This is a genomic window from Mycobacterium sp. (assembly GCF_035697385.1).
Taxonomy (GTDB): Bacteria; Actinomycetota; Actinomycetes; order Mycobacteriales; family Mycobacteriaceae; genus Mycobacterium.
Genome location: NZ_DASSCY010000082.1, coordinates 1 through 20,095, shown reverse-complemented (window position 1 = coordinate 20,095; position 20,095 = coordinate 1). Strand labels below are relative to the sequence as shown.

20 protein-coding genes are annotated in these 20,095 nt (G+C 67.4%); 11 read left to right on the top strand and 9 right to left on the bottom strand.

Annotation, left to right across the window (positions count from 1 at the left end; all coding sequences use genetic code 11):
* Both VFH65_RS07485 and VFH65_RS07480 read left to right on the top strand, forming a co-directional pair.
* The coding region (locus VFH65_RS07485; protein ID WP_353320518.1) for a glycosyltransferase family 4 protein at positions 1 to 643 on the top strand (643 nt) is incomplete at its 5' end.
* Between the two features lie 37 nt (positions 644 to 680).
* Positions 681 to 1,235: a DM13 domain-containing protein gene (locus VFH65_RS07480; protein WP_353320517.1), complete on the top strand. Its 555-nt coding sequence runs from the start codon at positions 681 to 683 to the stop codon at positions 1,233 to 1,235.
* Here the strand turns inward: VFH65_RS07480 and VFH65_RS07475 are convergent.
* On the bottom strand, positions 1,191 to 2,867 hold the full coding sequence (locus VFH65_RS07475) for a hypothetical protein (protein ID WP_414688376.1): 1,677 nt from the start codon (positions 2,865 to 2,867) through the stop codon (positions 1,191 to 1,193). The two genes, VFH65_RS07480 and VFH65_RS07475, sit on opposite strands and share 45 nt — an antisense overlap.
* A gap of 44 nt (positions 2,868 to 2,911) precedes the next feature.
* Positions 2,912 to 4,108, bottom strand: a complete 1,197-nt coding sequence (locus VFH65_RS07470; protein WP_353320515.1) for a DUF3068 domain-containing protein — start codon at positions 4,106 to 4,108, stop codon at positions 2,912 to 2,914.
* Between the two features lie 206 nt (positions 4,109 to 4,314).
* Here VFH65_RS07470 and VFH65_RS07465 point away from each other — a divergent pair, with 206 nt between their 5' ends.
* Positions 4,315 to 5,427 (top strand): acyltransferase family protein, encoded by a 1,113-nt coding sequence (locus tag VFH65_RS07465; RefSeq protein ID WP_353320520.1) that lies wholly within the window; start codon positions 4,315 to 4,317, stop codon positions 5,425 to 5,427.
* Between the two features lie 112 nt (positions 5,428 to 5,539).
* Positions 5,540 to 6,085 carry a hypothetical protein gene (locus VFH65_RS32030; protein WP_414688375.1) on the top strand — a complete coding sequence of 182 codons (546 nt, stop codon included), beginning with the start codon at positions 5,540 to 5,542 and terminating at the stop codon, positions 6,083 to 6,085.
* Here VFH65_RS32030 and VFH65_RS07455 read toward each other — a convergent pair.
* The 4 genes from VFH65_RS07455 to VFH65_RS07440 form a co-directional block, all read right to left on the bottom strand.
* The gene (locus VFH65_RS07455; RefSeq protein WP_353320514.1) at positions 6,072 to 6,407 is read right to left on the bottom strand and encodes a hypothetical protein; all 336 of its coding nucleotides are present in this window, start codon (positions 6,405 to 6,407) and stop codon (positions 6,072 to 6,074) included. The two genes, VFH65_RS32030 and VFH65_RS07455, sit on opposite strands and share 14 nt — an antisense overlap.
* A gap of 258 nt (positions 6,408 to 6,665) precedes the next feature.
* Positions 6,666 to 7,070 carry a class I SAM-dependent methyltransferase gene (locus tag VFH65_RS07450; protein ID WP_353320513.1) on the bottom strand — a complete coding sequence of 135 codons (405 nt, stop codon included), beginning with the start codon at positions 7,068 to 7,070 and terminating at the stop codon, positions 6,666 to 6,668.
* On the bottom strand, positions 7,003 to 11,268 hold the full coding sequence (locus VFH65_RS07445; RefSeq protein WP_353320512.1) for an alpha-(1->3)-arabinofuranosyltransferase: 4,266 nt from the start codon (positions 11,266 to 11,268) through the stop codon (positions 7,003 to 7,005). The genes VFH65_RS07450 and VFH65_RS07445 overlap by 68 nt, the downstream gene beginning before the upstream one ends.
* 1 nt (position 11,269) lies before the next feature.
* Entirely contained in the window at positions 11,270 to 11,443 is a 174-nt protein-coding gene (locus VFH65_RS07440; RefSeq protein WP_102141387.1) for a DUF2613 domain-containing protein, read from the bottom strand.
* 23 nt (positions 11,444 to 11,466) lie between these two features.
* Between VFH65_RS07440 and VFH65_RS07435 the strand changes: the two genes are divergently transcribed.
* From VFH65_RS07435 to VFH65_RS07410, 6 genes are all read left to right on the top strand, one after another.
* The gene (locus VFH65_RS07435; RefSeq protein ID WP_353320511.1) at positions 11,467 to 11,760 is read left to right on the top strand and encodes a hypothetical protein; all 294 of its coding nucleotides are present in this window, start codon (positions 11,467 to 11,469) and stop codon (positions 11,758 to 11,760) included.
* A gap of 11 nt (positions 11,761 to 11,771) precedes the next feature.
* Complete coding sequence (locus tag VFH65_RS07430) at positions 11,772 to 12,962, top strand: glycoside hydrolase family 3 N-terminal domain-containing protein (RefSeq protein WP_353320510.1); 1,191 nt, start codon at positions 11,772 to 11,774, stop codon at positions 12,960 to 12,962.
* A gap of 94 nt (positions 12,963 to 13,056) precedes the next feature.
* A complete protein-coding gene (locus tag VFH65_RS07425; protein ID WP_353320509.1) occupies positions 13,057 to 13,182 on the top strand; it encodes a hypothetical protein in 126 nt (41 codons plus the stop codon).
* A gap of 173 nt (positions 13,183 to 13,355) precedes the next feature.
* Positions 13,356 to 14,153: a class II glutamine amidotransferase gene (locus tag VFH65_RS07420; RefSeq protein ID WP_353320508.1), complete on the top strand. Its 798-nt coding sequence runs from the start codon at positions 13,356 to 13,358 to the stop codon at positions 14,151 to 14,153.
* 5 nt (positions 14,154 to 14,158) lie between these two features.
* A complete protein-coding gene (locus VFH65_RS07415; RefSeq protein ID WP_353320507.1) occupies positions 14,159 to 15,013 on the top strand; it encodes a MurR/RpiR family transcriptional regulator in 855 nt (284 codons plus the stop codon).
* 48 nt (positions 15,014 to 15,061) lie between these two features.
* Positions 15,062 to 15,685: a TetR/AcrR family transcriptional regulator gene (locus VFH65_RS07410; RefSeq protein ID WP_353320506.1), complete on the top strand. Its 624-nt coding sequence runs from the start codon at positions 15,062 to 15,064 to the stop codon at positions 15,683 to 15,685.
* Positions 15,686 to 15,688: 3 nt separating this feature from the next.
* Here the strand turns inward: VFH65_RS07410 and VFH65_RS07405 are convergent, their stop codons facing one another.
* The 3 genes from VFH65_RS07405 to VFH65_RS07395 form a co-directional block, all read right to left on the bottom strand.
* Positions 15,689 to 16,129 (bottom strand): DUF6319 family protein, encoded by a 441-nt coding sequence (locus VFH65_RS07405; RefSeq protein ID WP_353320505.1) that lies wholly within the window; start codon positions 16,127 to 16,129, stop codon positions 15,689 to 15,691.
* A 293-nt stretch (positions 16,130 to 16,422) separates the two neighbouring features.
* Entirely contained in the window at positions 16,423 to 17,265 is an 843-nt protein-coding gene (locus tag VFH65_RS07400; RefSeq protein ID WP_353320519.1) for a MaoC/PaaZ C-terminal domain-containing protein, read from the bottom strand.
* A 5-nt stretch (positions 17,266 to 17,270) separates the two neighbouring features.
* Positions 17,271 to 18,623: a 3-oxoacyl-ACP reductase gene (locus tag VFH65_RS07395; protein WP_353320504.1), complete on the bottom strand. Its 1,353-nt coding sequence runs from the start codon at positions 18,621 to 18,623 to the stop codon at positions 17,271 to 17,273.
* A gap of 46 nt (positions 18,624 to 18,669) precedes the next feature.
* Between VFH65_RS07395 and VFH65_RS07390 the strand changes: the two genes are divergently transcribed.
* Positions 18,670 to 19,968: an acetyl-CoA C-acetyltransferase gene (locus VFH65_RS07390; RefSeq protein WP_353320503.1), complete on the top strand. Its 1,299-nt coding sequence runs from the start codon at positions 18,670 to 18,672 to the stop codon at positions 19,966 to 19,968.
* Positions 19,969 to 20,095: the final 127 nt, after the last annotated feature.

Genomic DNA, 20,095 nt, shown 5'->3' with positions numbered 1-20,095 from the left:
TCCCGGTCATATCGCGGTGGTGCGCAACGGCCTTGACGAGTCGCCTGCGCAGACGCTGACTGTGCCGCGATCGCAGACACCGCGGGTGGTGGCGCTGTCGCGGCTGGTGCCGCACAAGCAGATCGAGGATGCGCTCGACGCGATCGCCGCCCTGCGAACGCGCATGCCGGATCTACATCTGGACATTCTCGGCGGCGGCTGGTGGGAGCGGCGCCTCGTCGACCATGCATCCCGGCTGGGTATCTCCGACGCGGTGACGTTCCACGGCCATGTCGACGATCACACCAAACACCATGTGCTGCAACAATGTTGGGTACACGTGCTGCCGTCGCGCAAAGAGGGCTGGGGCCTCGCGGTGACGGAGGCCGGTCAGCATTGCGTGCCCACCATCGGTTACCGCAGCTCCGGCGGCTTGACGGATTCGATCGTCGACGGCGTGACCGGGCTGCTCGTCGACGACTACGACGGACTCGTCGACGGCCTGGAGCGGCTGCTGACCGATGACGTGCTGCGCGAACAGCTCGGCGCCAAGGCACAAGCCCGCAGCGGTGAATTCTCGTGGCGGCAAAGCGCCGACGCGATGCGCACGGTATTGGAGTCGGTGCACGCCAGGCAGATTGTCAGCGGCGTCGTCGGAGCCTGACTGTAACGGGGATGGCCTTGGCGCCCACTGAGGTGTCATGTCGAACACCTCTGCGCTAATGCGTCGTCCGATCGTGCTCATCGTCGTTGCGGTTGCGGTGATAGCCGCAGCGGCTGCCGCGTACTGGTTCCAGCCCTGGAAGCTTGTGACCACCACAACCGTCGACGAACCGCTGCCCACGTCGGCCGCCCTTGCGGCGCCGGTGAGCGCAGCCCCACCGTCGACGCCCGTCGTGCAGGCAGAGGGAACCTTCATCAGCCATGAGCACGCCACGACGGGCACGGCCAAGCTGCTGCGACTGCCCGACGGCTCACAGGTGCTGCGGCTGGAAAATCTCGAGACCAGCGACGGCCCCCAGCTCGTGGTGCTGCTGACTGACGCGCCCGTCGTCGAAGGCAGCGACGGCTGGCACATCTTCGAGCGGGGGCGCCACGTCGAGTTGGGCGCGCTGAAGGGCAATCGCGGCAGCGCAAACTATGTGGTGCCCGCCGGTGTCGACATCAGCGGCCTGGACAGCGTCAGCATCTGGTGCGACCGCTTCGATGTGTCATTCGGCGCCGCCAAGCTGGCGACGCCGGGTGCGCGTACGTAACGCCACGGCGGAAGATCGCTCGAAAAGCCGCCACAGCGTTACACCCGCGGTGATCACGAGCAGTGCCAGCCACACCCAATGCGCGGCCAGCACGATTCCACGACCCGACGCCGGCGGATGATCTCCGCCGACCCGATACAGAGTCAGATCGTCGTCCTGATAAGCCACGGGAAGCGCCAAAGGTGTGGACTGGCGGCCGGATTCGACGACCACCCAGCCCACGCCCGCATCCGCCAGCTGCTCGTGAGAGGCGCCTGCCAACAACAGCTGCTGCACATCGCGTGCGCGATCGCCCTCGCCTGGCACCGTGCGCCCCGCCACCGTCAGGTCACCGGTCGTCAGCACCTCGGCGCTCACCCAGCGCGGCAACGGGTCGAGCACCGGCGCATCGCCGGCCCAGTCGAAGCGCCGCATGCTGTCGACCGGCAGCACCGCCACCGGCCGCGGGTCGGCGTTGATCATCGCCGCGGCGGCCGACCAGCCCTGCGGGTATTGCACCGCAGAGATCTTGCCGCCGACCCCCCAAGCCAAATCGGGCAACGTCGCGATCAGCGCGGCGCAGCAGATCAACGCTGTCGCGGCGGCAGGAAGCCTGCTGCGCACGGTGACAACGGCGGCAGCACCGGCCAGCGCGTAGCCCGGCACGGCCAGCGCCACCCACTTCTGTGCGTCGCGCACCACGCCGAGGCCGGGTAGCGCCCGAACCGTCGCCTCGACAACCGCCAACCCGGGCCCGGTCGCCATCGCCGCCGGTACCACCACAGCGACGGCCGCCAGCACCAGCAGCGGCATAGTCGTGGGACGACGTAACACCACCGGCAGCCCCAGCGCGACGACGCCGAGTAGAACCACCGCCGCTACAACCGCGAAAAGTGTTGTCCGCGAGGCGGGTACGGCATCGGCGTTCCAGATACCCCCGAGGCTCGCCAGGCTGCCGAGCGTGCCGAGGCCCGGTTCGGCGCGTGCCGAGAACGCGTGCACCCCTTCGGCCTGCGACGACGACAACGACGAGGACACCGCCGCCGCGACCAGCCACGGCGAGGCCACCAGCACCGCGGCGCCGCCGCTGATCGCCGCACACAACCACCGCGGTCGCCCTGCACCCGGCGCGAACACGCACGCCAACGCGACCGTCGCCGCCAACATCAAACCGGTCGGGGTCAGCCCGGCCAGCGCCGTCCAGAACACCAGCGCGCACACCACGGTCCATGGCGTCGCCAGCGACGTGCGCAGGCGCAGCATCGCGGCCGCCACCCACGGCAGACAACCGTAGCCCACCACAAGACTCCAGTGCCCCTGCAGAAGTCGTTCTGCCACATAGGGATTCCAGATCGCGATGGTGACCGCGACGCACTGGCCTGCCAACCCCGCGTCTGGCAGCACCAGCGCCACCAGTCGAGCGGCACCCCAGCCGGCCAGCCACAGTCCGGCCACCAGCAGCACCTTGACCACGACGCCGCCGTCGAGCACCGCAGAAGCGAGCACCACCGCGAAGTCCTGCGGCAGCGCCCGCGGCGCGGCTTCTGATAGGCCCAGGGCCGAATCGGACATGTACGAACGAGGCGTCGACACCGCGTCACGCATCAACAGGTATCCCGGCGCGAGTAGCGGCGCCGTCGCGACGAGGGACAGCACCAGCGCATACGCCGGCGCCGTCAAACTGGTGAAGCGGCCGATCAGACCGGTCTGTCCGGAGGCAGATCAGATGGTCGCGGCGCAGGCAGTTTCTCGGTCATCGCCTCGGCGCCCGGCACCTTCATCCCCTGGGTGTCGAGGAAGCCGTGATCGGCCTCGTCCAGCCCCGGGTCGATCAGTGCGGACTCGGCCCGCAGGCTGAAGGATCCGAGCAGCGCGCCGCCGACCAGCAGGACCAATCCGAGTGCGGTGAAGGTGATCGGCAGGATGCGACCCCACAGCGCCAACCGGTCGCGTTCGTCCTGCGCGATGGCGACCTGGGCCTCGACGGTCTCGTCGGTGGAGGTGACCGTGTAGTCGACGAATGTCACCTCGGGCTTGAGGGCGTCCTGCGCGTAGTAGTGGTTGGCGTGCTCTTCCTTCTTGACGATGGTGCCCGACACCGGGTCCACCCAGAACGTGCGCTGCGCGGCGTAATAGCGCGTCATGGTGACCGGTTCTTCCGGGTCTCCCGGCAGGCCCCACAGCGATGCCCGCGCGGTGACCGCAGCGTCGGCGTCGTCGTCGTACAGTGACGCGTACTTGACCGGCTCGACCAGCTTGTCGTCGGTGTCGTAGCCGACGTTCTGGCTGAACCGGTAGGTGGTCAGCCCGTTGACGTCTTCCTCGCCGTCGTAGTTTGCGTCGTAGGCCTTCTGCGCGATCGGGTCGAAGACCGGGTAGGTCCTCTTCTCGGTATCGAACGGGAACCGGTAGGCCAGCCCATCGTGCGGTAGCGCGATGTTGGTCGGCGGCTGGTCGTCCTCGATGGCGCGCGGCTTCTGCACGGCGCCACCGGGATTGCTTTCGCTGGAGACCGCCATGGCGGTCTGGCGATTGACCGTCACGGTGTCCACGAGTGCCAGCAGCAGACCGTTGTCTTGCTGCTTGTCGGTGCGGCGCAACGTGCTGCCGACCTGCAGCGTGACGTAGTCGGCGTTCGACGGCGATTCCACGCTGACCTGCTCCTGCATCGCCACCGGCACATTTCGGTCGATGACGAATTTGTCCGCGTTCAAAGACGCGGGATCGAACGCCGTCGCGGTGCCGTCGCTTACCAATGTGGCATCCAGGTCAAGCGGGATCTTCGCGATCTTGCTCTCGGTATAGGTGGACAGCAACAGCGCGGCGATCAGCAGGGCGGCACCCAACCCCATGATTCCGCACGCCGCGATTCGCAGCGCCACTGCGCGGTTCAAACCGTGCCTCCTTCACCTGCGGCCTACCCGCAAACCCGTTCGACCCTAACAGCACTATTTAAGGTCGTCTTTTACTACGAGTGCATCGCCGACGGCCACGTGGCTACCCGTTTTCGGGGTTTTTCGGCTCGCCCGGCACACTGGTCGTCGTGACTGAAACCCCCGACGTCGGCGGAGTGCGTAACTTCCTGCCCGCGGTCGAGGGGATGCGTGCCTGCGCCGCCATCGGCGTGGTCGTCACCCACGTCGCATTTCAAACAGGGAACACGGGCGGAATCACCGGACGGCTCTTTGGCCGGTTCGACCTTGCTGTCGCGGTGTTCTTCGCGCTGTCGGGCTTCCTGCTGTGGCGCGGACACGCCGCGGCGGCGCGGGGCCTGCGACCTATCCCGCCGACGGGGCACTACCTGCGCTCACGCATCGTCCGGATCATGCCGGGATACCTGGTTGCGGTAGTGGTGATTCTCACGTTGCTGCCCGACGTCAACGCCAATCTCACGGTGTGGCTGGCCAACCTGTCGCTCACCCAGATTTATGTACCGCTGACCCTGACCGCGGGCCTGACCCAGATGTGGAGCCTGTCGGTCGAGGTCACCTTCTATCTGGCGCTGCCGCTGCTGGCGCTGCTGGCGCGACGCGTGCCGGTGCGCGCGAGGATCCCGGTGATCGCCGCCGCGGCGGTGGCCAGCTTCGCGTGGGCGCTCATCCCGTTCGACGCTCCATACGGCGTCAACCCGATGAACTGGCCACCGGCGTTCTTCTCGTGGTTCGCGGCGGGCATGCTGCTGGCCGAGCTGACGGTCAGCCCGGTCGGCAGGCCGCACCGGCTGGCGCGGCGCCGCGTGGTGATGGCGGTGATCGCCGTCGCCGCGTTCCTGGTGGCGGCGTCACCCCTGGCCGGCCCTGAGGGGTTGACGCCGGGCACGGTCAGCCAGTTCACCGTGAAAACGGTGATGGGCGCCGTGGTGGCCGGGGCGCTGCTCGCTCCGCTGGTGCTGGACGCCCCCGATACCCCGCACCGCTTACTGGGCAACCGGACGATGGTGACGCTGGGCCGATGGTCATACGGGTTGTTCATCTGGCACCTCGCGGCATTGGCGATGGTGTTCCCGATCATCGGGGAGTTTGCGTTCAACGGACACATGCCCGTCGTGCTGGTGCTGACGCTGGTGTTCGGTTTTGCGATCGCGGCGGTCAGCTACGCGCTTGTCGAGTCGCCGTGCCGAGTCGCGTTGCGGCGCTGGGAGTATCGCAACTCATCGCCGGTACCACCGTTGGACAGCTCGGTCGGCAGCGTGCCCGAGCCGGTCGCGCGCTGACGTCGCGTCGCTGCTCGTGGCGGCGAATCTGGTCGCAACGCTGATCCGATTTGTAGCGTTGCGAAGGGTTTTCAGCGCCTGAGTCTGAGATGCGGGCATTACTCTTGTGCCCGTGGCGATGTTCAAGACGTGGAAGAAGGCGATGGCTGAATCAAAGCACGCCCTCGAATCCGAGCTTCAGCGTGCGATGCCGCTGCCCCCAGTGGCAGACCTGGCCGCAGAAATCATGCCCGCCTTCGGCCCCGGCGGGCCGAAACCTGGTAAATCCCTCACACTTCACCAGCTCGTCACGTGGAGGCTCGGCCAGTACGAGTTCAGCTCCAGCGCGAAGAAAGCCATTGCCTACCCAAGGCTGGAGACGCCCGTGCGTGAGGCCCTCCAGGTCCTTGAGCATGCCGAACTGGTCTACCTCACTGTCGCCGAGGAAAGTGCGGACAATTGGACGGCCACTCGGTTCGGCTTGGAAGCCCTGCGCGGCGGCAAGGACGTTGTTGCGCAACGCATCAAGGAGCGCAGTGGGGCCGCGGCAGCGCCAGTCACGCCGCCGCAACCGTCAACAGCTCAGCGCCTGCAGGAGTTGGAGAGCCTGCTCTCCACCGGTGTGATCTCGGAATCCGAGTACACCGCCAAGCGCGAGCAGATCATCAACGAATTATGAGCAATGGGCCGCGGTCCTCCGCCAGCGACAGCGCGGCGTCGATCAGATAGGTCGCGACCACTACCTCCGCTTCCTGTGGCGGGAGGGGTTCGTAGACGAATGCGGGCTCGGCGCCGGACGCTCGGCGCAATAGCTCCTTGCAGCCGGGACCGAATTCCGTGCGAACGGCGGAGAAGCCGTCCGTTGCACTGGCCAACGGGATGTCTCGCTGTGCGTATCGGATCACGACGGCGTGCGCATTGACGCCGTAGCCGGTCGGCATCGCCTCGTCGGCCTTGATGGTGACCGCCCAGAACGCTGGCGCCGCCCGGTACCGCCGCACGATCTCGTGGCTCGTCCCGCCGGCGACGGGGCGGTCGGCGGCCCCGGATCCAGCCTTCGACGGCCACTTCGTGCCAGTCCTCCCCGTGCTCCGGCGACCACTCGGCACGGTAGGTGTAGTGATTCATGTCGACGCCCCCCGAGGTCGGCACACGCTTTCTGGAACGCGATACCAGATGCGATACCGCGATATCTCGGACGCTATCGCAATTCAGAAACGTCACATGGCACCAAATCCGTTGGGCAACTTTCACCACGCCTAGCGGAGGCGGATTTCGCGCAGAGGGTCTCCACCGTCGATGAAGAGGCGGCCGCGCGGAGTCAGGGCGTCACGGATTCGCTGACGGGCGAGCGTCTCCAGCTCGGGATGACGTCCGTCAAGCGCACCCACGCGGACCGCGAACGCGAGGTCGAACGGCGCCTCGTCAGCGTCGAGTTCGAAGTCTTCGACAGCGACGGCACGGAACGACAAGCGCTCGCCGCCGAGCGCCGTTGCCTGGGCAATGGCACGCGCGGAGCGGTCTATGCCCAGGACATATCCCGTCCCGATGCGGGCAGCGACCTCGCGCGCGGCTGCGCCTGTCCCGCAACCGATCTCAAGAACCCGCAATCCCGCTTTCAACGGCAGCGCCTCGACGATCGCCTTCAGCCGCGCGGACAGCATTCGACTTCACCTCCACTACCGAAGCCGCCAATGCTCCTATCGAGATGAGCGCAAGCAGCTGAACCCCCACCGAGTGCCCGACGTAGCCGTCGACCGAGCGCCACGGGTTCTGGCTGAGTACCGCGCCCGCGAGGATCAGCCCGCCGGCCGCGACACCGACCGTCACTGCATCGCAGAGCTTTTCGCGTCGTCGCAGTAGATGGCGCACGCCGATCGCTGCCCCCACCACGACGACACCGGCCAACCCGGCGATGACCGCCCCCGCCGCCAGCACCGCGACGCTCGCAGTCACCGGGCCGGGCTGCCACGGCCGGGCAGGCTCGTCGGGTGCACGTGGCCGGCGTACCGGCAGCAAGGCCAACAGGGCGAGCAATGGTAGCAGCGCCAACCCGCCCGCAAGGCCGACGCGGTAGAGCGTGTTGGAGGTGAAGGCCAGCGTGACGGTGCCCGCGGTGCCCGGTGGAAGCACCCAGCCCTGCTGCCAGCCGTTGACGGTGACCGGACTCAGCAGTGAGCCGTCGCCGGTGTGCGCGGTCCACCCGGGATTGATGCTTTCGGGGACCACAAGGATTCGCGACGCCTGCGACGGCTCGAGGTTCACCTCACGGCGGTCGGCGCTCCATTCGCCGGTCTGCGCGCGAATCGTTGCTGCCGTGCGCAATTGACTTGCCAATGGCGTGGCCAGCTGGACACCGTCCACGACGAAAGCCGCCCCAGGGCTGATCAGCAACTCCTGTTGGCCCGCAGGCAGTGTGATGGGCTCTGTCCGGCACGGCCGCGCGGCCACCGGGCCGCCGTCGAGCAGCGCGCCGACGGTCGTCCTCACCGATGTCTGTACGAACTGCCCGGCGACGCCGATGATCGGACCGCGCCCGCACGCCAGATTGATCGCCCGCTCACGGTTGCGTGCGGCGTCCGCGGCGGCGATGGGCGCACCGCGTCGGTCGAGCGCGACGACCTCGGCCAGGCCGGGAGGCTTGAGCTGATCGAAGCCAAGCGCGGTGCGGTCGATGACGTTGTCCCAGTCCAGGATTGACACCTTGACGGTGTCGGTGACGCGAGGGTTCAGCTCGAGTGTCTGTGCCTCGTCACGGGACAGTGCTCGCACTTGCGGCCCGTCGCCCAGGTCGATGGCCACCAGCGTCGGATGGGCGGGCAGTTCAGACAGACTCGGCGCCACCCGGAGGCCGGCGACCTCGGAGCGGGCAGGAAGTTTGAGCGTGAGCGTCGGCGCTGACCTGTGCTGCACGACGCCCTGCGGGGCGGTCCACGCGGTGCCCGGATCGCCGTCGGCGCCGGCGTAAGCCGAGCCGAGCACGTCAATAGGGTCGGCGTCACCGGTGGCCCTTGCGGTCCCGGGTTCGCTGATCAGATCGGCCAGGTTGGGGCCCTGCCGCGCGCGCACCCACACCGTCGGCGTCACCGTGGTCGACTCCGGCACGGTCAGTGTGCGGCTCAAGTTCACCGGCTCCTCCGGCGACAACGCCATCGCCGCCGCGCACCGGATCCCGTTGGGGCTCTGGGCGCAGCCGGGTCGACCGAGCAGCTCTGATCCCAGATCCCATTGTGCGACAGACGAATTCACCGGAGGACCGGGTACGAGCACAGTGTGGCGCAGGTTGACAGGATGCGCGAAACCGTTTGCGTCGTACTGGGTGATACTGAAGTCGGTGATGCCGAACTGCACGCCGGGCGAGCCGTCGTCGGTCGAGACGCCGGTGATCCGCACCCACGGGGTCTCCCCGTAGGGCAGCGCAACGGTCAACGGCTTTCCGGCCTCGTCAAACCGAATCGTGCTGGAGCCGTTGACGGTTGACACCTCGAGTCGACGGACCTGTGCGCCGACGGCCGTCGCGCTCGGTGTGATGGTGATGGTGGCATTGGTCACCGGATGGTCGAAATCCACCTGCAGCCATTGGCCGACGGCAGCCTGCAGTGAATTCGACACCCAACTCGTCGACGAGTCGCCGTCGATGGCCGCGGCCGGACCGGTCGCCGGTGCGACGTTGGGCAGTGCCGTCGAGTCCGACGCCGAACTCGACACCGAGACGCGTCCGCCCGTCCATTGCCCGTAGACCATGTCGGCGCCGCCTGCGGGATAGTCGAGCACCCGGTTGAACGTGTGCCGCGGATCCTCAGGTGAGCGGATCGCGGAGGAGTGGTCGTCGACGCGGCCATAGTCGGTCTCCCGCGCCAGCGGGGTATCCGTCACGGTCACCACCGGAACCGGCAATCCCGCTTGCTCGGCGTCAGAGGTCAGCACCATCGGGCCCAGCCGAGGCTGACCCAGCAGCCGTCGGCGTTCGTCGAGCCGCAGCAGCGCTTCGGGGCCCCCGTCGACACGCGCCATCGCATCGGTGTCGACCAGATACGGCGACGACGGGCCCGCGCCCGCGTCGACCCGGTAAATCTCCACTCCCGGGTAGCGGGGCCGCAGCCCGCTGTCGGTGATGAAACCCTCCAGCGTTCCCGGGCCGACCGGCTCGCCGAACTGAGCCACCTTCGATAGGCCCGGTGACCCGTCGATGGTCCGGTGCACCAGAAGTGGTCGTGCTGATCGCGACGTCTCAGGATCGAGGTCGTTGCGCACGACGACATACGAAATACCTTGTCGCGCGAGGGTATCTGCGAGGCCAGCCGACGGACGGCCAGCCGCGAACAGTCGCTGCACGGAATCGAGTGCCCGAATGGTCTGCGGCGGGGTCAGCGGAATCGAGTCGCGCACTCCCCACGCACTGTTGCCGAGCACCTGCAGCGGCTCGTCGTGGCTGGCGCCCCAGACCTGGGTGGCGAATGGCGCGCCGGGCACCACCAGCACGCGGCCGTCGGTGTTGTGTTCGTCGAGCCAGTCAGCGGTCTCGTGCCAGTACTGCGGGATCGCGGTGAAAGCTCCAGGCGGCGTGAGCCTTCCGGTCCAGGCCAGCGAAGTTCCCGCCGCGAGCGCGACCAACACCACGAGGCCGACGGCCACCCGCTTGTCATGTTCGGGATGCGCGAGCGCGTGTGTCCACACCCGCCGCGGCGCACTGCCCGGCAACGGGATGCGGCCAAGCAGATGCGCCAGCCCCAGCGCCAGCGGCAACCGCAGCAGTGGCTCGAGCTTGTGCAGATTGCGCAGCGGAGTGCCGCCGGCGTCCAGGAAAGCCTGAACATGTTGGGCCACTGGAGATCCCAACCCGCCGGAGTAGCCGGCGGCAAGAAACACGATTCCGATCAGCAAGATGGTGACAAGCCGGCCGCGCGCGGGCATGGACCGCATCGCAAGGCCTGCCAGGCCGGCCGCCGCGACAAGCGTCGTCGCCAGCACCGCAACCGAGCCGGTCACGAGCGAGGCGCCTGCGGTGGCGTTGGGCGCGACGAACGGCGTCCAGACGTCGGTGCCGCGCAGCATCTCGGTCAGCGACATCCATCTCGTGGTGACGCCCGAGGACTCGATGAAGTCGAGGAACGGCGGGCTGATCCTGCCGAGCAGCAGCAGCGCGATCACCCACCACGCGACGGCCAGCACTGCGCATCCCAGCCACCACGCGGTGAAGCGCAACCACAGCCGGTTGGGCCGATGGCAGGCCAGCCAGATCACCGCTGCCAGACAGCCGGTCAGCGTTGCCACCGCGTTCACGGCGCCCATCAGCGCGATGGCCATCGCCGAACGTGCGGCCAGGAGTCGCAGCGAGCTCCGGCCAGATGTCGCCGCGGCAGCGGCTCCGTGGCCGCGCAGAGCCAGAATCACCGGCAGGAGCACCCACGGCGCCAACATCATCGGCAGCGTCTCCGAGGAGATCGCCCCGAGAGTGGTCAGCACGCGAGGGGACAGCGCAAACGCGACCGCGGCGATGATGCGCGATGTCGGGCTCCCGATGCCCAACACCTCGGCGACGCGCAGCAGGCCCCAGAACCCGACGGTGAGCAGGAGCGCCCACCAGAGCCGCTGGGTCACCCAGTCCGGCAATCCGACCACGTCGCCGATCAGGAAGAAGGTGCCGTGCGGGAAGAGGTAGCCGTAGGCCTGGTTCTGCGCCTGGCCGAACGGCAGCTCGCTGTTCCAGAGATTGAACGCGCGGGCCAGGAATCGCAGAGGATTCGCGGTGAGGTCGAGTTTGGTGTCGGGCGAGATCTGTCCGGGGGACTGGGCGAAGGTCAGGACGAGCGCCGCCGCAGCGACCAACCACAGCCAGCGCCGCTGCAGCGGCGTGGTCAAGCTAGGTTCGGTCGCCGTACTCGACCCTGTTGAGCACGGATGACGCCGGGTCGCCCGCTTGCAGCGGAGGCTTGGTGTCCTGCTGCACCATCAACGTCACACCGAAAATGGCGGCCGCGCCCAGCAGCAGGCCGACCACAATGCTGGCCGCAGCGGGCACGAGGAACCGATCCATGCGGTCAAACTAGCATGCGGCCTATGTCCGCAGATGAGCGCGTTTTCTGGCGTTCGGACTCGTGTTGCGTGTGGGTCGGCTATGACGACGGCGGTCGGCTGGTGTTCAACGGGGTCGATCGCGAGCACCTCGACGGGTACGAGTACTCCATCGCCGTCGCGCCCGATCAGTTCGACAAACTGCGCGGCGCGTTCGATGCCGACGCGGCCGTCGACGTCGTTGACCTGGTGTGCGAGCACGTCGACGACATCATGTCGCGCGGTGAGCGGACCTGGCTCGACGAGCGGGGTATCGAGAACGCGTTCAACTGCCAGTAATGTCGGGGCCCATGCCCCGTGCCCTATTCACGCTTGCGGCGCTGTCCGGGCTCTTGCTGGCCTGCTCATCCGCCGAACAACCAGCCGCCCCGGGTCAGGCCCCGTCGCCCACCATGGCCGCGACCGCGGTGCCGCAAGCACCGGGGAACGCCCCGCCACCTGCGGCGTCCGGCGCGCCGGCGTGTGGCCAGGGGCAGCAACTGCTGGCGAGCATGAGCACCCGCGACAAGCTCGCGCAGCTGCTGATGGTCGGGGTGACCGATGCGGCCGATGCACGCGCCGTCGTCGACACCCATCACGTCGGCGGAATCATGGTCGGCAGCTGGACCGACCTGTCGATGCTGTCCGACGGATCGGTCGCCGACATCGCCGCATCGGCGGCCCCGCTGCCGCTGGCGGTCAGCGTGGACGAGGAGGGCGGCCGGGTGTCGCGGCTCGCCGGGCTGATCGGTAGCCAGCCGTCGCCGCGGGTGCTGGCCCAGACGCACACGCCAGAAGAGGTCTACGGCATCGCATTGCAACGTGGGCAGGCGATGAGGGGGCTCGGCATCACTGTCGACTTCGCCCCGGTGGTCGACGTGACGAGCGACGCCGACGACACCGTGATCGGCGACCGGTCGTTCGGCGCCGACCCGACGACCGTCACCGATTACGCAGGCGCATATGCCAGAGGGTTACGCGATGCCGGCGTGCTGCCTGTGCTCAAGCACTTCCCCGGCCACGGCCACGGTTCGGGTGACTCGCACGACGGCAGCGTGGTCACCCCGCCGGTCGCGGAGCTGCAGAACAACGACCTGATTCCGTACCGGACGCTGAACGCGCAGGCACCGGTCGCCGTCATGGTGGGACACATGCAGGTGCCCGGCCTGACCGGTAGCGAGCCGGCGAGCCTGAGCCCCGCGGCCTACGCGCTGCTGCGGTCGGGCGACTACGGCGGCCCGGCGTTCAACGGGCCGGTGTTCACCGACGACCTGTCGAGCATGCGGGCGATCAGCGATCGTTTCGGTGTCGCCGATGCCGCGCTGCGGAGCTTGCAGGCGGGCGCCGACACGGCGCTGTGGGTGACCACCGGCGAGGTGCCCGCGGTACTGGACCGGCTGGAGAAGGCATTGGCGGCCGGTGAGCTGACGATGTCCGCGGTGGACGCGTCGGTGCTGCGGATGGCCGCGGTGAAGGGCCCGCATCCCAAGTGCGGCGGCTGAAAGCCATACCTACCGAACAACTTTCACAACGTCCAGTCCAGGGTCCGAGGCACTGATCGGATTCCCGGCCGCGCGCAGCGCCAGCAGCAGGTCGATGACATCGCGGGTCAACCGTTCGCCGGAATGCGGCGATCCGGTGCAGCGGCGCGTACTTGGCTCGTGGGACACCTGCCAGATCGGTCACCGAGCCGGCGACGAGCTCGACGCCGCCTGCGCGTAGTTCCGCGACGCGGCCGGCGAAATCGGCGTCGTTCTCGACGTCGCTGGGCACCGGCATTGAACCTCCTCAGACACGAATGAGTCTGCGAGCAAGGTATGTCATAAATGTTTCATGATCTCTAATATGAGCGCTAGAGGATTGATTCATAAAATTTCGCATCGGAGGATGCCTGCATGTGCCGGCTGCTGGGTGTCGTCTCTGTCGCACCGATCGCTGTCTCGGATGCCGTCGGCGCACACGTCCTGAAGGACTTCGTCGCCTTGACCAAGATCCACGGCGACGGCTGGGGCATCGCCCAGGTCGGACAAGCCGGACAGGACCCGCGGGTGGAGGTTTCAGCCGACAGTGCGCTGGATGACCCGGCGTTCGTTGCCGCTACCCGCGACCAGCGTTCGGTTGCCAGCCTGGTCCACCTGCGCTGGGCGACGAACGGGCTGGCGGTAGAGCCGACTAACTCCCATCCGTTCGTGGCGGACCACTTGGCCATGGCACACAACGGTTCGATCAAGCCGACGGGGCCGCTCGACGAGCTGCTCGAGCCAGGCATTGCGGCGTCATTGCGCGGCACTACCGACAGCGAGCGCTACTTCGCAGTGATCCGCCAACATCGCCGCGCGGCTCCGGATCTGGCCGAAGCGGTCCGCCGCGCCGTGGCCCAACTGAGACAGCTCTATCCCGATGCCAGCCTCAACGCTCTGGTGCTCGGCGAGGACCAGCTGATCGCCGTGCACGCGCATGCCCGCAGCCGACTGCTCGACGAGGACATCGAGGAGATTACGGCCGCAGACCTACCGACCGAGCATCTTGAGGACTACTTCGCGTTGCGCTGGGTCCGCCCCGACGATCAGACGATTGTCGTCGGGTCGACCGGGTTCGGCGACCTGGATTGGCAGCCGCTGCCCCCCGAAACAGTCACTGCTATTTCGATACGCGACTTGTCGATGACCATGCTGCCTTTGGTGACAGATTGACCAGTGTGACCGACGAAACCGTGGCCAGCCGTGCCAGCGCCGCGCTGCCGACGCTGAGCCGGGCCGAGCGGCGGGTCGGACGCGCGCTGCTCGCCGATTACCCCAGCGCCGGTCTGGCCAGCGCGGCCAGGCTGGCCGAACGCGCCGAGGTCAGCCCGCCGACGGTGCTGAGGTTCGCGCAGTCCCTCGGCTATGACGGTTTTACCGGTCTGCAGGTGGCGCTGCGCGCCGAGCTGTCCGCCAGATCCAGTGGACCGATCACCCGCCTGCCCGATGCACCGCCAGCGGGCAGCATGCTCGACCGACTGCTGCAGCAGGCGCGGGCCCAAAATGACCGGGCCGCAGACACTTTGGCTCGATTACCGGCCTCCGCCGTGGAGGCCGCCGTCGCGCTCCTGGCAGACACCCGTCGGGGGGTGTATCTGCACGGCGGTCGTTTCTCCCACTTGTTGGCGATCCATTTGGCCTACCACCTCGAGCAATTGCGTCCAGGAGTTCGGATGCTCGATGACCCCAGCGGCCGTGATCTGGGTGCGATGCTCGAGCTTTCCCGAACGGACGTGATCGTGCTCTTCGATTACCACCGATATCAGCGCAGCGCCGCCGAACTCGCGTCACGGGTGCACCGTGCCGGCGCGACAGTTCTGCTCATCACCGATGACCTCGCATGCCCGGTCGCACCTGACGCCGAAGTGGTCCTGGCCGCCTCCAGCACCGTGGACACCGCCTACCAGAGCATGGCAGCCGGATTTCTACTCACCGAACTGCTCGTTCCGCTCGTCATGGACGCTATCGGGGAACCTGCGCGCACCCGGATGGCGCTATGGGAAGAGCAACGCGGGGCCGAACTGCTGCTGTGACCTTGCCGCGATGCCTCTGAATCGTCACCTGTTGCTTACCATTGGTTGATGGCAGGTGGAACGAAGCGATTGCCGCGCGCGGTACGTGAGCAGCAGATGCTCGACGCCGCCGTGCAGATCTTCTCGGTCAACGGCTATCACGAGACCTCGATGGACGCGATCGCCGCAGAAGCTCAGATCTCCAAGCCGATGCTGTACCTGTACTACGGCTCCAAGGAGGACCTGTTCGGCGCGTGCCTTGACCGTGAGCTGTCACGGTTCGTCGACGACGTGCGAAGTAAGATCGACTTCACGCAGAGCCCAAAAGACTTGCTGAACAACGCCGTTCTGGCGTTCCTGAACTATATCGACGCCAACCGGGCGTCGTGGATGGTGCTCTACAACCAGGCCACCAGCTCGCAGGCGTTCGCCCACACGGTGCGGGAAGGCCGCGAGCGAATCATCGACCTCGTCGGCAGGCTGCTGCGGTCGGGCACGCGTAACCCCGAGCCCGACACCGACTTCGACATGATGGCCGTCGCGCTGGTGGGCGCGGGCGAGGCGGTGGCCACCCGGGTCAGCACCGGCGATGCCGACGTCAACGAGGCCGCCGAGCTGATGATCAACCTGTTCTGGCGCGGTTTGAAGGGCAAGCCGTCCGATGCCGGCGGGCAGGCCGCGGCGACCGGCTAGGTGTCAGTCCAGGTCGGCGAGTGCCTTGCGGGCGGCTTCTAGTTCGGCTTCGAGGGCGGCGACCTTGGCGGCCTGCTGGGAGCGAGCCTCTTCGATGACCTCGTCGATCGGGGTGGAGAGGTCCTCGTGCAGTTCCCTGGCCGCGCGGGAGACGGCGGCGGCCGCGACCGCGAGGTTGCGGGCCAGGTAGCTGGTGCCCTGCTTGAGCTCGGCGCGCCATTCACCGTCGGCGGTACCGGTGACAGTCAGCGTCAGCTCGAGAGTCTTGGTCTTCCTGCCTGCCGGCTTCTTGGCCTGAACCTTCTTCGGCTTCACCTCTGCAGGAGCGGCATCGGCGGGCGCCGGCGTGCTCTCGGCCGAAACGCTCTCGACAGGGGGAACCAAGACGTCGGGAGTGTCGGAGTCGGTGGACGGCGCTTCTCGTGCCAGAGTGTCTACAGTCATCGTTGCGGCGATCTCCTTCTGAACTTCGCCCGCGGTGAGCGGGCTGGCCTCAAAGCCCATTAGAACACATGTTCGACCGCCAGTCCAACCTGCCACCGGCCTGCAATGCGGTCGCTGCGAGCTCGGCGCTTAGGGGACGGTCCGCGAATTGCCCGCGTAGCGAGCGACATTCGCACGGGCCGGTCGTGAGGGGCGTCCGCCGACATATTCTTCCGAGACGTACTTTTGGGGCACGACGGCCTTGTCGCTCGGTACGCGGGCAAAATGAGAAGCCCTCCGAGAGGGAGCGCTCATTAGAGCGACGTCAGTGTCGCCTTCAGGTGCGGGTCGCCCTTCGTCAGGTGGCGAAGTGTGAGTTCCCAGCCGTCGGCGCCTCGGTCGACGTAGAGCCCCGCGCGGGCAGGCAGTACCACAGGCTTGGCGAAGCGCACCGAGTACTTCACGGCGTCGGGTAGCTGGCCCTCGATGTTTGCCAAAACCGCTGCGGCGGTGAACATCCCGTGTGCAATGACGGTGGGGAAGCCGAACAGCTTTGCCGCGATCGGATTGGTGTGGATCGGGTTGTGATCCCCACCCACCGAGGCGTAGTGCCGGATCTGCCCCGGCGTGATGCGCAGTACGGCGTTCGGCGGCCCCAGCTTCGGCTGCTTCTGCTGCGGCGGCTTCGGTTCGTCGGACAGGCTGGTCTTCTGCTGGTGCAGAAACGTCGTCACCTGGTGCCAGGCCGTCTCGTTGCCGACGTTGATGTCGGTGACGATGTCGACGAGCAGGCCCCGCCGATGCTCGCGCAGGTTCTCCGCCTGCACCTGCACCCCGACGGTATCGGTCACCAGTATTGGACGGTACTGCTCGATGTGGTTCTCGATGTGCACCGAACCCATTGCGGCGAACGGGAAATCGAATCCGGTGACCAACGACATCACCGACGGGAACGTCAACGCGAACGGATACGTCAGCGGCACAGCGTCACCGAACCGCAAGCCGGTGACGGCCGCGTACTCCGCAACGTTGGCCGCGTCGATGCTCAGGTCCTCGACCGTCAGCGTGCGATCCGGCAGCGTGTCACCGCGCGGCACGAACGGTAGCGCACCCGCCGCCGCGCGCAACAGATTTCGAAGCCCACTGGGTTGGGTCACAGTGCTCACGCCCCCAGCATGGCCTGGCCGCAGACCCGAATGGTGTTGCCGGTGACGGCGTTTGACGCCGGGCTGGCGAAGTAGGCGATGGTCTCGGCGACGTCGACCGGCTGCCCGCCCTGGTAGAGCGAGTTGAGCCGACGGCCCACCTCGCGAGTCGCCAGCGGGATCGCCTCGGTCATCTTGGTCTCGATGAAGCCGGGCGCCACGGCGTTGATGGTGATGTCCTTGCCGGCCAGCGCCGGCGCCAGCGCGTCGGTCAGCCCGATCATGCCAGCCTTGGTGGACGCGTAGTTGGTCTGCCCGCGGTTGCCCGCGATCCCCGCCATCGACGACAACCCGATGATGCGGCCGCCATCGCCAAGGGACCCGTTGTCCACCAAGCCCTCGCTAAGCCGAAGTGGCGCAAGCAAATTGACGGCGAGCACGGAATCCCAGCGGGCCTCGTCCATGTTGGCCAGCAGCTTGTCGCGGGTGATGCCGGCGTTGTTGACCAGGATGTCGGCTCGTCCGCCGTAATTTTCGCGCAAGTGCTCGGTGATCTTGTCGACGGCGTCGTCCGCGGTCACGTCGAGCGTCAGCGCGGTCCCGCCGACCTTCGATGCGGTCTGCCCCAGCGCTTCTGCTGCTGCCTCGACGTCGACGCACACCACTTTCGCGCCATCACGGGCGAATACGTCGGCGATCGTCGCGCCGATACCGCGGGCCGCGCCGGTCACCACGGCCACTTTGCCGTCGAGCGGTCGGTCCCAGTCCTTCGGCGGCGCCGAGTCGGCTGCGCCCACGCGGAACACCTGACCGTCGACGTAGGCCGACTTGCCGGACAGGATGAATCGCAGCGTCGACTCCAGCCCGGTGGCGGCCGGCTTGGCGTCGGGCGACAAATACACCAGGTTCACTGTTGCGCCGCGGCGCATCTCCTTGGCCAAAGACCGGGTGAACCCCTCCAAACCGCGCTGCACGATCCGCTCGTGCGCGCCGCCGGCTTCCTCGGGCGTCGTTCCGACGACGACGATTCGGCCGGACGGCCCGAGGTTGCGCAGCAGCGGGGTGAAGAACTTGTACAGCGCCTTGAGGCCCGTCGGCTCGGTGATGCCGGTGGCGTCGAACACCAGACCGCCGAATGAGTCGGCCCAGCGGCCGCCGAGGTTGTTCGATACCACGTCGTAGTCCTCGGCCAGGGCGGTGCGCAGCGGTTCGACGACCCGGCCCTCGCCGCCGATCAGCAGCGTGCCGGCCAGCGGCGGGTCGCCGGGCTGGTAGCGGCGCAGCGTCTCGGGCTGCGGGACGCCGAGCTGCTTGGCGAGGAACGATCCGGGCGCCGAGTGGACGATTTGTGAGTACAGATCGGTAGCCATGAGGACGAACTTACTCCAGAGTAAGAAGGGTGGGTACTATGGGCTCATGGCTAGTGATACCCGCCGACGGGTCGCCATCCTCGGCGGCAACAGAATTCCTTTCGCACGGTCCGATGGCGCATACGCCAACGCCTCCAACCAGGACATGTTCACCGCGGCGCTGGGCGGCCTGGTCGACCGCTTCAACCTGTCCGGGGAGAAACTCGACGCGGTGATCGGCGGCGCGGTGCTCAAGCACAGCCGCGACTTCAACCTGATGCGCGAATGCGTGCTGGGCAGCTCGTTGTCGTCGTACACCCCGGCGTTCGACATCCAGCAGGCGTGCGGCACCGGGCTGCAGGCCACCATCGCCGCGGCCGACGGAATCGCCGCCGCCCGCTACGACGTGGCCGCAGCCGGCGGGGTGGACACCGCCTCGGATGCGCCCATCGCGTTCGGCAACGACTTCCGCCGCGTCCTGCTTGGCCTGCGGCGTTCGAAGTCCAACGTCGACCGGCTGAAGCTGGTCGGCAAGTTGCCCGCATCGCTGGGTGTGGAGATCCCGGTGAACAGCGAGCCACGCACCGGCCTGTCGATGGGCGAGCATCAGGCCATCACCGCCAAGGCGATGGGCATCAAGCGCACCGACCAGGATGAGCTCGCCGCGGCCAGCCACCGCAACATGGCCGCCGCCTACGACCGCGGTTTCTTCGACGACCTCGTCACCCCATTCCTCGGCCTGTATCGCGACAACAACCTGCGGTCCGATTCGTCCGCGGAGAAGCTCGCCAACCTCAAGCCGGTATTCGGGGTCAAAGCCGGCGACGCGACGATGACCGCGGGCAATTCGACGCCGCTGACCGACGGGGCCTCGGTGGGCCTGCTGGCGACGCCCGAATGGGCCGCGGCGCATGGCATCGAGCCGCTGGCGTACTACGTCGACGCCGAGACGGCGGCCGTCGACTACGTGAACGGCAAAGACGGTCTGCTGATGGCGCCCACGTACGCGGTGCCGCGGCTGCTGGCCCGAAATGGATTGACTCTGCAGGACTTCGACTTCTACGAGATCCACGAGGCGTTCGCCTCTGTGGTGCTCGCGCATCTGCAGGCGTGGGAGTCCGAGGAGTACTGCAAGGAGCGGCTGGGCTTGGACAAAGCACTTGGATCTATCGACCGGTCGAAGCTCAATGTGAACGGCTCCTCGCTCGCGGCGGGCCACCCGTTCGCGGCCACCGGCGGGCGGATTGTCGCCCAGCTGGCCAAGCAACTCGCCGAGAAGAAAAAGGAGACCGGTGTGCCGGTCCGCGGCCTGATTTCGATCTGTGCCGCAGGCGGACAGGGCGTCGCCGCCATCCTGGAGGCGTAGCCGACATACAACTCCAGCGGCGTATCAAAAAAATCCCGGGAGGTTGTAACGGCCACGCGGGGGCGTTCGATACACCGGATAGCTCCGTGTTGGCGTCTGACCCCCCGACCCGACGTCAACACGGGGC

What these genes read in the sequence shown, in the direction of transcription:
- VFH65_RS07480 (WP_353320517.1), top strand. Translation starts at nt 681, where the DNA reads ATGTCGAACACCTCTGCGCTAATGCGTCGTCCGATCGTGCTCATCGTC.
- VFH65_RS07465 (WP_353320520.1), top strand. Translation starts at nt 4,315, where the DNA reads ATGCGTGCCTGCGCCGCCATCGGCGTGGTCGTCACCCACGTCGCATTT.
- VFH65_RS07450 (WP_353320513.1), bottom strand. Translation starts at nt 7,070, where the DNA reads ATGCTGTCCGCGCGGCTGAAGGCGATCGTCGAGGCGCTGCCGTTGAAA.
- VFH65_RS07440 (WP_102141387.1), bottom strand. Translation starts at nt 11,443, where the DNA reads ATGGATCGGTTCCTCGTGCCCGCTGCGGCCAGCATTGTGGTCGGCCTG.
- VFH65_RS07435 (WP_353320511.1), top strand. Translation starts at nt 11,467, where the DNA reads ATGTCCGCAGATGAGCGCGTTTTCTGGCGTTCGGACTCGTGTTGCGTG.
- VFH65_RS07430 (WP_353320510.1), top strand. Translation starts at nt 11,772, where the DNA reads ATGCCCCGTGCCCTATTCACGCTTGCGGCGCTGTCCGGGCTCTTGCTG.
- VFH65_RS07425 (WP_353320509.1), top strand. Translation starts at nt 13,057, where the DNA reads ATGACATCGCGGGTCAACCGTTCGCCGGAATGCGGCGATCCGGTGCAG.
- VFH65_RS07420 (WP_353320508.1), top strand. Translation starts at nt 13,356, where the DNA reads ATGTGCCGGCTGCTGGGTGTCGTCTCTGTCGCACCGATCGCTGTCTCG.
- VFH65_RS07410 (WP_353320506.1), top strand. Translation starts at nt 15,062, where the DNA reads ATGGCAGGTGGAACGAAGCGATTGCCGCGCGCGGTACGTGAGCAGCAG.
- VFH65_RS07405 (WP_353320505.1), bottom strand. Translation starts at nt 16,129, where the DNA reads ATGACTGTAGACACTCTGGCACGAGAAGCGCCGTCCACCGACTCCGAC.
- VFH65_RS07395 (WP_353320504.1), bottom strand. Translation starts at nt 18,623, where the DNA reads ATGGCTACCGATCTGTACTCACAAATCGTCCACTCGGCGCCCGGATCG.
- VFH65_RS07390 (WP_353320503.1), top strand. Translation starts at nt 18,670, where the DNA reads ATGGCTAGTGATACCCGCCGACGGGTCGCCATCCTCGGCGGCAACAGA.